Genomic DNA, 13706 nt, shown 5'->3' on the forward strand with positions numbered 1-13706 from the left:
CGGTCAGAGCGGCACGATGTCCGGTGCGCCGAGGCGGGCCGCGTCCGCCGTCAGGTCGTCGGGCTGGAGCTGGGACTCCCGCTCCGCCTCCACCCGCTTCTCGTAGTGCTCGACCTCGCGCTCGATCTGGTCCTTGTCCCAGCCGAGCACGGGCGCCATCAACTCGGCCGCCTCGCGGGCGCTGCGCGTGCCGCGGTCGAACGTCTCGATGGAGATGCGGGTGCGCCGGGTCAGGACGTCGTCCAGATGGCGTGCCCCCTCGTGCGAGGCGGCGTACACGATCTCGGCGCGCAGATAGTCGTCGGCGGCCTGGAGCGGCTCGCCGAGCGAGGGGTCGGAGGCGACGAGGTCGAGGACTTCCTCGGTCATCGCCCCGTAGCGGTTGAGCAGATGCTCCACCCGCACCACGTGCAGCCCGCTGCGCGCGGCGATGCGCGCTCGCGCGTTCCACAGCGCCCGGTAGCCCTCGGCGCCGAGCAGCGGCACGTCCTCGGTGACGCACTCGGCGACCCGCATGTCCAGCCCGTGCACGGCCTCGTCGACGGCGTCCTTGGCCATCACCCGGTACGTCGTGTACTTGCCGCCGGCCACGACCACCAGGCCGGGCGCGGGGTGGGCGACGGTGTGTTCGCGCGACAGCTTGCTGGTGGCGTCCGACTCACCGGCCAGCAGGGGCCTGAGGCCCGCGTAGACGCCCTCGACGTCGTCGCGGGTGAGCGGCACCCTGAGGACGGAGTTCACATGCTCCAGCAGATAGTCGATGTCCGCGCTGGAGGCGGCCGGGTGGGCCTTGTCGAGGTCCCAGTCGGTGTCGGTGGTGCCGACGATCCAGTGCCGGCCCCAGGGGATGACGAACAGCACGGACTTCTCGGTGCGCAGGATCAGACCGGTGGAGGAGCTGATGCGGTCGCGGGGCACGACGAGGTGGATGCCCTTGGAGGCGCGGACGTGGAACTGGCCGCGCTCGCCCACCATCCCCTGGGTGTCGTCGGTCCACACTCCGGTGGCGTTGACGATCTGCCGGGCGCGGACCTCGTACTCGCCGCCGCCCTCGACGTCCTGCACCCGGGCTCCGACGACCCGTTCGCCCTCGCGCAGGAAGGACGTCACGCGCGCCCGGTTGGCGGCCTTGGCGCCGTAGGACACCGCCGTGCGCACGAGGGTGGCGACGAAGCGGGCGTCGTCCATCTGGGCGTCGTAGTACTGCAACGCGCCGACCAGCGCCTCCTTACGCAGGGCGGGGGCGACGCGCAGGGCGTGACGGCGGGTCAGATGGCGGTGCAGGGGCAGGCCCCGGCCGTGGCCGCGGGCCATGGACATCGCGTCGTACAGCGCGACGCCCGAGCCGGCGTACCACCGCTCCCAGCCCTTGTGCTGGAGCGGATAGAGGAAGGGGACGGGCTTCACCAGGTGCGGTGCGAGCCGCTCCAGCAGCAGGCCGCGTTCCTTCAGGGCCTCGCGGACGAGGGCGAAGTCGAGCATCTCCAGATAGCGCAGGCCGCCGTGGATCAGTTTGCTGGACCTGCTCGATGTGCCCGAGGCCCAGTCACGGGCCTCGACCAGACCCGTGGACAGACCGCGGGTCACGGCGTCGAGGGCGGTACCCGCGCCGACCACGCCGCCTCCCACGACCAGCACGTCCAGCTCTCGCTCGGCCATGCCCGCCAGTGACTCGGCTCGCCGCGCCGGCCCCAGTGTCGCTGTCCTCACCGCTGCCTCCCGCTGTCCGTCGCGCCGGCCGCACCTTCAGGGCGAGGCCCGCTCGGTGTCCCCCTGCGTGTCCCCCTGCCCAAAATTCTGACCGCCTTGCCCGACTTCAGCCACCACTCACCCCCAGCCTGTGGACAACTCTCACGGAACACAGTCGATCAATCCCGCATAACGGTCATATTTACTCCTAGTCTGACATTGCGCTCGTCCATCCTGTCCACAGGGCTTGCGCACCTGTCCCGCTTCGGTTACTGGGAAGGACGGCCCACGCCATGCCCGCAGATCTCGCCGTCATCGGACTCGGCCCGCTCGGCCTGCCCCTGGCCCAGGCCGCGGTGGCGGCCGGCCTGCCCACCCTCGGCTATCGGACGGGACCCGAGACGGGCCCCCTCAGCGCCGCCGAACTGCGCCGGATGCTCTCGGGGGGCTTCCGGACCGCCACCGACCCGGCCGGACTGAGCCGGGTGCGTACGGCCGTCATCTGCGCGCCCACCCCGCGCGACGCGAGCGGCGGCCTCGATCTCGACCAGGTCGAGGCCGCCGCCCGCACCCTCGGCGGCCAGTTGCGCCCGCACACCACCGTCATCCTGGAATCACCGGTCCACCCAGGGACGACGGAGGACTTCCTGCGCCCGCTCCTCGAAGAGACGTCCGGCCTGCGCGCGGGCCGCGACTTCCACCTCGCGTACTCCCCCAGCCGGGTCGACCCCGGCAGCCGTGCCTTCACCCCCGCGAACACCCCGAAGGTGATCGGCGGTCTGACCCCCGCCTGCACCGAGTCCGCCGCGGCCTTCTACGGCCGTCTCACCGACAAGGTGGTACGCGCGCGTGGCGTACGGGAGGCCGAGACCGTCCACCTCCTGGAGACCAACTTCCGGCACGTCAACATGGCCCTCGTCAACGAGATGGCCGTCCTCTGCCACGACCTCGGCGTCGATCTGTGGGACGTCGTCCGCTGCGCGGAGACCAAGCCCTTCGGCTTCCAGGCCTTCCGCCCCGGCCCCGGAGTCGGCGGCCACTCGGTCCCCCTGGACCGCGCGGGACTCCCGGGCAGCCCCCTGCGCATGGTCGAACTGGCCCAGCAGGTCAACAGCCGTATGCCGCGGTACGTCGTCCAGCGCGCCGCCGCCCTGCTCAACGAGCACGGGAAGTCGGCCCGGGGCGCCCGCGTCCTCCTCCTCGGCGTCACCTACAAGCCCGACCTCGCCGACCTGACCGGCACCCCCGCCCACGAGATCGCGATCCGCCTGATGGAACTCGGCGCCGCGGTCAGCTACCACGACCCCCACGTCCCCGCCTGGAGCGTCCTCGACCGCCCGGTCCCCCGCGCCGACTCCTTCTACGAGTCCGCCGCCGACGCCGACCTCACGATCCTCCTCCAGCACCACCGCACCTACGACCTCCAGGGCCTTTCGGTGAAGGCCCAGCTCCTCCTGGACACCCGCGGGGCCACGCCCACGGGGGCGGCGCATCGGTTGTGAAGGGGGGCGCGTGGGGTGCGGCGGGCCTGGAAGAGTCGCAAGATCCACCTCCTCCCGAACGCAACCGCGCGCCCCCGCCCCGCCCCGCACGCCCTCGGGCCCGCCCGGGCATGACGAAGGGCCGGTCACCCGAGTGGGTGACCGGCCCTTCGTCGCGTTCTACGGGTTACCGGCGGTGCTGCGAGTCCGCCACCGTCACCTCGACGCGCTGGAACTCCTTCAGCTCGCTGTAGCCGGTGGTGGCCATGGCGCGGCGCAGGGCGCCGAAGAAGTTCATCGAGCCGTCGGGGGTGTGCGACGGGCCCGTGAGGACCTCCTCGATGGTGCCGACCGTGCCGAGGTCGACCTTCTTGCCGCGCGGCAGCTCGTCGTTGACGGCCTCCATGCCCCAGTGGTGGCCCTTGCCCGGCGCGTCGGTCGCACGGGCCAGCGGGGAGCCCATCATCACCGAGTCGGCGCCGCACGCGATCGCCTTGGGCAGGTCGCCGGACCAGCCGACCCCGCCGTCCGCGATGACGTGGACGTACCGGCCGCCGGACTCGTCCATGTAGTCACGGCGGGCGGCGGCGACGTCGGCCACCGCGGTCGCCATCGGGACCTGGATGCCCAGCACGTTGCGCGTGGTGTGCGCCGCGCCGCCGCCGAAGCCGACCAGGACGCCCGCCGCGCCGGTGCGCATCAGGTGCAGGGCGGCCGTATAAGTGGCGCAGCCGCCGACGATCACCGGGACGTCGAGCTCGTAGATGAACTGCTTCAGGTTCAGCGGCTCGTGCGAACCGGAGACGTGCTCCGCCGAGACCGTCGTACCGCGGATGACGAAGATGTCCACGCCCGCGTCGACGACGGCCTTGGAGAACTGGGCCGTGCGCTGCGGGGAGAGCGCGGCCGCCGTGACCACACCGGAGTCGCGCACCTCCTTGATGCGCGCGCCGATCAGCTCCTCCTTGATGGGGGCGGCGTAGATCTCCTGGAGGCGGCGGGTCGCCGTCTCCGCGTCCAGGCCGACGATCTCGTCGAGCAGCGGCTGCGGGTCCTCGTGGCGGGTCCACAGGCCCTCGAGGTTGAGTACACCGAGGCCGCCGAGCTCGCCGATGCGGATCGCGGTGGCCGGGGAGACGACCGAGTCCATGGGGGCGGCCAGGAAGGGCAGCTCGAAGCGGTAGGCGTCGATCTGCCAGGCGATCGAGACCTCCTTCGGGTCCCGCGTACGGCGGCTGGGGACGACGGCGATGTCGTCGAAGGCGTACGCCCGGCGGCCGCGCTTGCCGCGCCCGATCTCGATCTCAGTCACGTCTGTGGCCTTTCCCTGATGCGTTCAGCGTCTTCCAGTATCGCCGACGGGCACGACAAGGGCGGCCCCGGTGCGCCCGGGACCGCCCTGGAAAGCCGTGCCGACTACTTGCGACTGTAGTTCGGGGCCTCGACCGTCATCTGGATGTCGTGCGGGTGGGACTCCTTCAGACCCGCCGAGGTGATCCGCACGAAGCGGCCCTTGGACTCCATCTCCTCGATGGTGGCGGCGCCCACGTAGCCCATCGTCTGGCGCAGACCGCCGACGAGCTGGTGCAGCACGTTGGCGAGCGGGCCGCGGTAGGGCACCTGGCCCTCGACACCCTCGGGCACGAGCTTGTCGTCGGAGGAGACCTCGGCCTGGAAGTAGCGGTCCTTCGAGTACGACTTGCCCTGGCCGCGGGACTGCATGGCGCCGAGCGAGCCCATGCCGCGGTACGACTTGAACTGCTTGCCGTTGATGAAGAGCAGCTCGCCGGGCGACTCCTCGCAGCCCGCGAGCAGCGAGCCCAGCATGACCGTGTCGGCGCCGGCGGCGAGCGCCTTGCCGATGTCGCCGGAGTACTGCAGACCGCCGTCGCCGATCAGCGGGACGCCGGCCGCGCGGGCGGCGAGCGAGGCCTCGTAGATCGCGGTGACCTGCGGGACGCCGATACCGGCCACCACGCGCGTGGTACAGATCGAACCGGGGCCGACGCCCACCTTGATGCCGTCGACACCGGCGTCGATGAGGGCCTGCGCGCCGTCACGGGTGGCGACGTTGCCGCCGATCACGTCGACGTTCACGCTGGACTTGATCTTCGCCATCCAGCTCAGGGCGTTGCTGTTGTGGCCGTGGGAGGTGTCGACGACCAGGAAGTCCACGCCGGCCTCGGCGAGCGCCTGGGCGCGCTCCAGCGCCTCGGGGCTCGCGCCGACGGCGGCGCCGACGATCAGCCGGCCCTCGGCGTCCTTGGCGGCGTTCGGGTACTTCTCGGCCTTGACGAAGTCCTTGACCGTGATCAGGCCCTTGAGCAGACCCTGGTCGTCGACGAGCGGAAGCTTCTCGATCTTGTGCTTGCGCAGCAGCTCCATGGCCTCGACGCCGGAGATGCCGACCTGACCGGTGACCAGCGGCATCGGCGTCATGACCTCGCGGACCTGACGGGTGCGGTCGCTCTCGAAGGCCATGTCGCGGTTGGTGACGATGCCGAGCAGCTTGCCCGCCGGGTCGGTGACGGGGACACCGCTGATTCGGAACTTGGCGCACAGGGCGTCCGCCTCGGCGAGGGTCGCCTCGGGGTGCACGGTGATCGGGTCGGTGACCATGCCGGACTCGGACCGCTTCACCAGGTCGACCTGGTTGACCTGGTCCTCGACGGAGAGGTTGCGGTGCAGCACGCCGACGCCGCCCAGCCGGGCCATCGCGATCGCCATGCGGGACTCGGTCACCTTGTCCATCGCCGCGGACAGCAGCGGGATGTTGACCCGGACATTGCGGGAGATACGCGACGAGGTGTCGACCGCGTTGGGGAGCACCTCGGACGCTCCCGGCAGCAGCAGCACGTCGTCGTAGGTCAGCCCCAGGGTCGCGAATTTGGCGGGCACTCCGTCGACGTTGGCAGTCATGACACCTTCCCCAAATGGCCTTGCTCGGTGCGGATGTCCATGCTAACGGGAAGTGCACCTCCCGAATTCCACGGTTGGACACCGCCTCGGGCTTCGTATATTCGTACGGAAACGACGGCGGGCCTGTTCACCGAAGGGACTTCTCACTGCTCGGCGAGCGCCCGCAGTCTGCTCAGCGCCCGGTGCTGGGCCACCCGGACCGCTCCGGGTGACATTCCCAACATCTGGCCGGTCTCCTCGGCGGTGAGGCCCACCGCGATCCGCAGCAGCAGCAGCTCGCGCTGGTTCTCCGGGAGGTTGGCCAGGAGTTTCTTGGCCCACTCGGCATCGCTGCTGAGCAGGGCGCGCTCCTCCGGGCCGAGGGAGTCGTCGGGGCGCTCCGGCATCTCGTCCGAGGGGACCGCCGTGGACCCCGGGTGGCGCATGGCGGCCCGCTGGAGGTCGGCGACCTTGTGCGAGGCGATCGCGAAGACGAAGGCCTCGAAGGGCCTGCCGGTGTCCCGGTAGCGGGGCAGGGCGAGCAGGACCGCGACACAGACCTCCTGGGCGAGGTCCTCCACGAAGTGGCGCGCGTCGCCGGGCAGCCGGGAGAGCCGGGTGCGGCAGTAGCGCAGGGCCAGCGGATGGACGTGGGCGAGCAGGTCGTGGGTGGCCTGCTCGTCGCCGTCGACGGCGCGATGGACGAGTGACCCGATCGTCCCCACGGCAGTGACCGCCTCGTCCTCGCGCATCGGTCCATGGTGCACTGCGGCCGCGGCGTCCGCGGCAGCGTGCTCGTCGTTGTGCACCGAAGCGTTATGAGCAGGTGCGCCGGAACTCATCCCTTGCGCCCTCCCCTTCCGCTCGACCGACTCGTCCCCGAGAGACTCCACATCTCAAGGATGCGGCATCCGCGCCGAAACGAGCAGCGGGCACCCGCAGGACCCCGCCGCGGCCCTCGCCCGCCTTGCCGGCGCGGGCTTCCCGCCCGGCCTCTGGGCCCCACCTGAGCAGGGCGGTTCCCTCATGTGCGCGCCCCGGCGGCGCGCCCCGCGCCCCCGAGGGGCGCGGGGAACCGCGCGACCGGCCACGACGGCGCCGCGGCCGAACCGACGGCACCTCGCGGCACCCGGGCGGAGCGCTTAGCGGACCAGGCCCCACCGAAAGCCCAGGGCCACCGCGTGCGCCCGGTCCGAGGCGCCGAGTTTCTTGAACAGGCGCCGGGCGTGGGTCTTGACCGTGTCCTCGGACAGGAACAGCTCACGGCCGATCTCCGCGTTGGAGCGGCCGTGGCTCATGCCTTCGAGGACCTGGATCTCACGCGCGGTGAGCGTGGGCGCGGCGCCCATCTCGGCGGAGCGCAGCCGGCGCGGGGCCAGCCGCCAGGTCGGGTCGGCGAGCGCCTGGGTGACGGTCGCGCGCAGCTCGGCGCGCGAGGCGTCCTTGTGGAGATAGCCGCGGGCGCCGGCGGCCACCGCGAGGGCGACGCCGTCCAGGTCCTCGGCGACGGTGAGCATGATGATGCGCGCACCGGGGTCGGCGGACAGCAGCCGCCGTACGGTCTCGACGCCGCCCAGTCCGGGCATGCGCACGTCCATCAGGATGAGGTCCGAGCGGTCGGCACCCCAGCGGCGGAGGACTTCCTCGCCGTTGGCCGCCGTCGTCACGCGCTCGACGCCGGGCACGGTCGCGACCGCGCGGCGGAGCGCCTCTCGGGCAAGCGGGGAGTCGTCGCAGACGAGGACGGAAGTCATGGCCGCCCTCCGCAGCTGATGCGCGTCACCTTGTGCCTCCAGGCTGGTGGGAAATCGTCACCTGTGCGGTCGACCGTCTCGGACGCCTGCCCGAGCGTTTGTGTTTTCAACCGCCTCGCACTCTCAACGATGGTCACTCGAAAGAGTTACGGGGCCGCATGCAGTCTTCGGCACTCTACGTGAGGGTGCGGACACGGTGGAGGCAGCCGCGCTGACCCTCAAGCTTTCATCACAACCCATGCCCCATTCAGCCCTATTTCTTCCCTTTAGCTGGTGTCTGAGGCTAGATTCGCAATGAGTCATATTTTCATCTCCTTAGATCGTAGTTGTACGGTCGTTGGCACCGTATCCGCTCAGAACGGCTACAAGGGGTCACGCAATGGCAGATTTCTCCCGCCTTCCCGGACCGAACGCGGACCTGTGGGACTGGCAGCTCCTGGCCGCCTGCCGCGGGGTGGACAGTTCGCTCTTCTTCCATCCGGAGGGTGAGCGCGGGGCGGCTCGGAGCGCTCGAGAGAACTCGGCGAAGGAGGTCTGCATGAGGTGCCCGGTCCGCGCGCAGTGCGCCGCGCACGCGCTCGCCGTACGTGAGCCGTACGGCGTGTGGGGCGGGTTGACCGAGGACGAGCGCGAGGAGCTGATGGGCCGGGCGCGCAACCGCCTGGTGTCGGCGTCGACGGGCGCGACAGACGCGTCGTCGGACACATGAAGGAACACTGAAGGAACGTTTCTGCAAGCCGGTGGGCAGCCCCTGGGCGAGGGGCGGACGGCGGGCACGCGTACGTGCCCGCCGTTTCTCATGCCGCCCGCGCCGCCCGCTCGAGCTGCTCCAGGGTCGCCGCGACCGCCGGAACCTGGGCGAGGTCGGGCAGGGTGAGCGCCACGATCTCCCGCCGCACCGCCGGTTCCAGGGTCACCGCGCGCGCTCCCCGGGGCCGTACGGACTCGATCGCGAGCCGGGGCAGGACGGCCACCCCGAGACCGGCGCCCACCAGGCCGACCACCGCCGGGTAGTCGTCGGTGGCGAAGTCGATGCGGGGCGTGAAGCCCGCGCGCTCGCACACCTCCACGAGCTGGCCCCGGCAGCGCGGGCAGCCCGCGATCCACGGCTCGCCGGCGAGTTCGCCGATCGCGACGGCACGGGTGTGTGCCAGCCGGTGCCCTTCCGGTACGAGGGCGACGAGGCGGTCCGTGAGCAGGTGCCGTACGACCAGGTCGTCCCACTCCTCCACCGGCCCGGCGCCCGCCACGCGCGCGTAGCGGAACGCGAGGGCGATGTCGCAGTCGCCGGCGCGCAGCGCGTCGACCGACTCGGGCGGTTCGGCCTCCTCCAGGGAGACCCGGGTGCCCGGGTGGTCGGCGCGCAGCGCGGCGAGGGCGGTGGGGACGAGCCGGGAGCTGCCGCTGGGGAAGGAGACCAGGCGGACCCGGCCGGCGCGCAGTCCCGCGATGGCGGCGACCTCTTCCTCGGCGGCGGTGAGTCCGGACAGGATCCCGGCCGCGTGCCGTACGAGCGCCTCGCCCGCCTGGGTCAGCCGCATCTCGCGGCCGCTGCGCACCAGCAGGGGGGTGCCCACGGAGGCCTCCAGGGCCTTCATCTGCTGACTGACGGCCGGCTGGGTGCAGCCCAGCTCGCGCCCGGCCGCCGAGAAGGAGCCGGTGGTGGCGACGGCGCGCAGTACACGGAGATGACGGGCCTCGATCATGCTTCGAGGATAAGCGCAGCTTTGGTACGGCGTCGAAAAACACGTCGACGCTTTGAGGTCCGGTGACCTACCGTGCAGGGCATGAGGCTTCTCTCCGTCAACCTGGGCCAGGCGCGGGCCGTCCCGTACAGCGACCACCCGCAGGGGCTGACCGGTATCGACAAGCGGCCGGTCGAGGGACCGGTGCGGATCGCGGCGCCGGGGCCCAAGGGCGTGGCCGGCAGCGGACTGGCCGGGGACACGGTGTGCTCCCTGATCCACCACGGCGGGAACGACCAGGCGGTGTACGCCGTCGCGCGCGAGGATCTCGACGACTGGGAGCGCGAGCTGGGGCGCACGCTGTCCGCCGGAGCGTTCGGCGAGAACCTCACCACCACCGGCCTCGACGTCTCCGGGGCCCGGATCGGCGAGCGCTGGCGGATCGGCCCGGACGTGGTGCTGGAGGTGACGGCCGGGCGGATCCCCTGCCGTACGTTCCAGGGCCACATGGGCGAGGAGAAGTGGGTCAGGCGGTTCACGGCGAAGGCGGCGACCGGCGCGTATCTGCGGGTGATCGAGCCGGGCGAGGTCCGCGCGGGGGACGCGATCGAGATCGTCCACGTGCCGGAGCACGAGGTGACGGCCCGGATGCAGTTCCAGGCGGTCACCACCCGTCGCGAACTGCTGCCGCGGTTGCTCGCGGCGGGCGAGGCCCTGCATCCGGAGGCGCTGGCGCAGGCCCGGACGTACGTGGAGAAGTACGGCGGCTGAGCGGCGGTCACGGCGTCGGCCCCCACCGGTCCTTCACGTTCGGGAGGGCGTGTGCGCAGAGCGGATCCGCACGGTCCGGGTCACTACGCTTCTGCCATGACAACGGCTCTCATCACGGGTTCGACCGCGGGCATCGGTGCCGCGTTCGCCCGCAGACTGGCGGCGGACGGGCATGATCTCGTCCTCGTCGCACGGGACACCAAGCGGCTGCGCGAGCAGGCGACCGAATTGCACGACCGGCACGGCATCGAGGCGGAGGTGCTCACCGCCGACCTCGCCACGGACCGGGGCATCGAGGCGGTGGCCGCCCGGCTCGGCGACCGCAAGAACCCGGTCGACCTGCTGATCAACAACGCGGGCTTCGGCAACAAGGGCCGCTATCTCGACGTCCCGATGGACGACGAGCTGAAGATGCTCAAGGTGCACTGCGAGGCGGTGCTGCGGCTGACGTCGGCGGCGGTCACCTCGATGCGGGAGCGCGGGCGCGGCGGGGTCGTCAACGTGGCCTCGGTGGCGGCGTTCCTGCCGCGCGGGACGTACGGGGCGTCGAAGGCGTGGGTCGTGCAGTTCACGCAGGGCGCGGCGAAGGACCTGGCCGGCAGCGGGGTCCGGCTGATGGCCCTGTGCCCGGGCTTCGTGCGCACGGAGTTCCACGAGCGGGCCGGGATGGGCACGGACAACATCCCCGGCTGGATGTGGCTGGACGCCGACAAGCTGGTCGCGGCGGCGCTGGACGATCTGGCGCGCGGGAAGTCGCTGTCGATCCCCGACCCGCGGTACAAGACGCTGATGGGCCTGGTGAAGGTGACGCCGCGCGCGCTGCTGGGCGGGATCAGCTCCAGGACCGGACGCAAGTACGGGCCCCAGTAGTCAGGCGCGAGGCTCGGCTGTAGGGGAACGGGCCTCGTCGGCAGGCGGGTGACGTCGGCGCTCCGGTGGGAAAATGGGCGTGTCAGAAGACCGGACCCAGGGGGACCGGAGGCGGCGTCATGACGTTCGTACAGCTCATCGACTGCAAGACCAGTCGGTTCGACGAGATGAACCGGCTGATGGACACATGGGTCGAACAGACCAGGGGAAAGCGGACGGCGACGCACGCGGTGGTCGGCAAGGACCGCTCGGACGCGTCGCACTTCATCGAGATCGTGGAGTTCCCGTCGTACGAGGAGGCGATGCGGAACTCGAATCTGCCGGAGACCGACAAGATCTTCCGTGACCTGGTGGCCCTGTGCGACGAGATGCCGACGTTCACGGATCTCGACGTCGTCCGGGACGAGAAGCTCTACGCGGCGACCGCGCGGCGGATGTTCGAGACGGTGGCGACACGGGGTGAACTGCCTCCGCTCGACGGTCTGATCTCGGAGGACTACCACGACCACGATCCGGCCAACGAGCAGGACACCATGGGGATGGACGCGATGCGCCGCGAGGTCTCCATGTGGCGCGGCGGCTTCGACTTCACCTTCGACATCGAGGACCAGATCGCGCAGGACGACCGGGTGTGCAACCGTTGGACCTGGCGCGGCACCCACAAGGGCGAGTTCATGGGCCTCCAGGCCACCGGCCGGCAGGTCACCATGACCGGATCGACGATCTTCCGTTTCGACGGGAACGGAAAGATCTGTGAGGGCTGGTGGCAGTACGACCGGCTGGGGCTGATGGCGCAACTGGGCGCCCTGGACGCACTGGAGAGCTGATCGCGGCCTCTCCCCCGAACCGAAATCCGCCCGCGAAGGGAGAAGCCCCCCGTTCCTCGACGGAACGGGGGGCTTCTTCGCGCGGAGCGCGTGAGGCGGTGTGCCTCAGTGGGCGTGGCCGTGGCCGTGGCCCGCGGCGGCCGGCTCTTCCTCTTCCTTCTTCTCGACGACCAGGGTCTCGGTCGTGAGGAGGAGGGAGGCGATGGAGGCGGCGTTCTCCAGGGCGGAGCGGGTGACCTTGACCGGGTCGATGACGCCGGCCTTGACCAGGTCGCCGTACTCGCCGGTGGCGGCGTTGAAGCCCTGGCCCTTGTCGAGCTCGGCGACCTTGGAGGTGATGACGTAGCCCTCCAGGCCGGCGTTCTCGGCGATCCAGCGCAGCGGCTCGACGACGGCGCGGCGGACGACGGAGACACCGGTGGCCTCGTCGCCGGTCTTGCCCAGGCCGTCCTCCAGCACCTTGGCGGCGTGGACCAGCGCGGAGCCACCACCGGAGACGATGCCCTCCTCGACCGCGGCGCGGGTCGCGGAGATGGCGTCCTCCAGACGGTGCTTCTTCTCCTTCAGCTCCACCTCGGTGGCGGCGCCGACCTTGATCACGCACACGCCGCCGGCCAGCTTCGCGAGGCGCTCCTGGAGCTTCTCGCGGTCCCAGTCGGAGTCCGTGTTCTCGATCTCGGCCTTGATCTGCGCGACGCGGCCGTGCACGTCGGCGGAGTCGCCGGCGCCGTCGACGATCGTGGTGTCGTCCTTGGTGACGGTGACCCGGCGGGCGGAGCCCAGCACGTCGACGCCGACCTGGTCGAGCTTGAGGCCGACCTCCTCGGAGATGACGGTGGCGCCGGTGAGGGTGGCCATGTCCTGGAGCATCGCCTTGCGGCGGTCACCGAAGCCGGGGGCCTTGACCGCGACCGCGTTGAAGGTGCCGCGGATCTTGTTCACGACCAGGGTCGACAGGGCCTCGCCCTCGACGTCCTCGGCGATGATCAGCAGCGGCTTGGAGGAGTTGGTCTGGATGACCTTCTCCAGCAGCGGCAGCAGGTCGGCGATGGAGCCGATCTTGCCCTGGTTGATGAGGATGTAGGGGTCCTCGAGGACGGCCTCCATGCGCTCCTGGTCCGTCACGAAGTACGGCGACAGGTAGCCCTTGTCGAAGGCCATGCCCTCGGTGAAGTCCAGCTCCAGACCGAAGGTGTTGGACTCCTCGACGGTGATGACACCGTCCTTGCCGACCTTGTCCATCGCCTCGGCGATGAGCTCGCCGACCTGCTGGTCCTGGGCGGACAGCGCGGCGACGGCGGCGATGTCGGACTTCTCGTCGATCGGGCGGGCGGTGGCCAGCAGATCGTCGGAGATGGCCTTGACCGCGGCGTCGATGCCCTTCTTCAGGGCGGCCGGGGAGGCGCCGGCGGCGACGTTCTTCAGGCCCTCGCGGACGAGCGCCTGGGCGAGCACCGTGGCGGTGGTCGTACCGTCACCCGCGATGTCGTTGGTCTTGGTCGCCACCTCCTTCACGAGCTGGGCGCCGAGGTTCTCGTACGGGTCGTCGATCTCGACCTCACGGGCGATGGTGACGCCGTCGTTGGTGATGGTCGGGGCGCCGAACTTCTTGTCGATGACGACGTTGCGGCCCTTGGGGCCGATCGTCACCTTGACCGTGTCGGCCAGCTTGTTGACGCCGCGCTCGAGGGCGCGACGGGCGTCCTCGTCGAACTTCAGGATCTTCGCCAT

The 13706-nt window shown here is 70.8% G+C and carries 12 protein-coding genes; 5 read left to right on the plus strand and 7 right to left on the minus strand.

Annotated elements, in window-relative coordinates; all coding sequences use genetic code 11:
- Positions 1–3 precede the first annotated feature (3 nt).
- The gene (locus OG852_RS19505; protein ID WP_133914904.1) at positions 4–1710 is read right to left on the minus strand and encodes a glycerol-3-phosphate dehydrogenase/oxidase; all 1707 of its coding nucleotides are present in this window, start codon (positions 1708–1710) and stop codon (positions 4–6) included.
- A gap of 272 nt (positions 1711–1982) precedes the next feature.
- Here OG852_RS19505 and OG852_RS19510 point away from each other — a divergent pair, with 272 nt between their 5' ends.
- Positions 1983–3191: a nucleotide sugar dehydrogenase gene (locus OG852_RS19510; protein ID WP_133914903.1), complete on the plus strand. Its 1209-nt coding sequence runs from the start codon at positions 1983–1985 to the stop codon at positions 3189–3191.
- Between the two features lie 166 nt (positions 3192–3357).
- Here OG852_RS19510 and OG852_RS19515 read toward each other — a convergent pair whose 3' ends face one another.
- The 4 genes from OG852_RS19515 to OG852_RS19530 all read right to left on the minus strand — a co-directional run bounded on the left by OG852_RS19515 (position 3358) and on the right by OG852_RS19530 (position 7822).
- The gene (locus OG852_RS19515) at positions 3358–4482 is read right to left on the minus strand and encodes a GuaB3 family IMP dehydrogenase-related protein (RefSeq protein ID WP_133914902.1); all 1125 of its coding nucleotides are present in this window, start codon (positions 4480–4482) and stop codon (positions 3358–3360) included.
- 104 nt (positions 4483–4586) lie between these two features.
- Positions 4587–6089: an IMP dehydrogenase gene (guaB, locus tag OG852_RS19520; RefSeq protein ID WP_133914901.1), complete on the minus strand. Its 1503-nt coding sequence runs from the start codon at positions 6087–6089 to the stop codon at positions 4587–4589.
- A 143-nt stretch (positions 6090–6232) separates the two neighbouring features.
- Entirely contained in the window at positions 6233–6820 is a 588-nt protein-coding gene (locus OG852_RS19525) for a sigma-70 family RNA polymerase sigma factor (protein ID WP_133914900.1), read from the minus strand.
- Positions 6821–7210: 390 nt separating this feature from the next.
- Entirely contained in the window at positions 7211–7822 is a 612-nt protein-coding gene (locus OG852_RS19530) for a response regulator transcription factor (protein WP_003948568.1), read from the minus strand.
- A 379-nt stretch (positions 7823–8201) separates the two neighbouring features.
- Here OG852_RS19530 and OG852_RS19535 point away from each other — a divergent pair, with 379 nt between their 5' ends.
- A complete protein-coding gene (locus OG852_RS19535; protein ID WP_133914899.1) occupies positions 8202–8531 on the plus strand; it encodes a WhiB family transcriptional regulator in 330 nt (109 codons plus the stop codon).
- An 88-nt stretch (positions 8532–8619) separates the two neighbouring features.
- On the opposite strand, the gene OG852_RS19540 is transcribed toward OG852_RS19535, so the two are convergent.
- Entirely contained in the window at positions 8620–9528 is a 909-nt protein-coding gene (locus OG852_RS19540; RefSeq protein WP_330348558.1) for a LysR family transcriptional regulator, read from the minus strand.
- 81 nt (positions 9529–9609) lie between these two features.
- Here OG852_RS19540 and OG852_RS19545 point away from each other — a divergent pair, with 81 nt between their 5' ends.
- The 3 genes from OG852_RS19545 (at position 9610) to OG852_RS19555 (ending at position 11975) form a co-directional block, all read left to right on the plus strand.
- Positions 9610–10278, plus strand: coding sequence for an MOSC domain-containing protein (locus OG852_RS19545; protein WP_133914897.1), 669 nt, complete (start codon positions 9610–9612; stop codon positions 10276–10278).
- Between the two features lie 96 nt (positions 10279–10374).
- A complete protein-coding gene (locus tag OG852_RS19550; RefSeq protein WP_133914896.1) occupies positions 10375–11148 on the plus strand; it encodes an SDR family NAD(P)-dependent oxidoreductase in 774 nt (257 codons plus the stop codon).
- 119 nt (positions 11149–11267) lie between these two features.
- Positions 11268–11975: an ester cyclase gene (locus tag OG852_RS19555; RefSeq protein ID WP_330348559.1), complete on the plus strand. Its 708-nt coding sequence runs from the start codon at positions 11268–11270 to the stop codon at positions 11973–11975.
- 105 nt (positions 11976–12080) lie between these two features.
- Here OG852_RS19555 and groL read toward each other — a convergent pair whose 3' ends face one another.
- Entirely contained in the window at positions 12081–13706 is a 1626-nt protein-coding gene (gene groL, locus OG852_RS19560) for a chaperonin GroEL (RefSeq protein ID WP_133914894.1), read from the minus strand.

Origin of the sequence: Streptomyces sp. NBC_00582, assembly GCF_036345155.1 — a bacterium.
Lineage (GTDB): Bacteria > Actinomycetota > Actinomycetes > Streptomycetales > Streptomycetaceae > Streptomyces.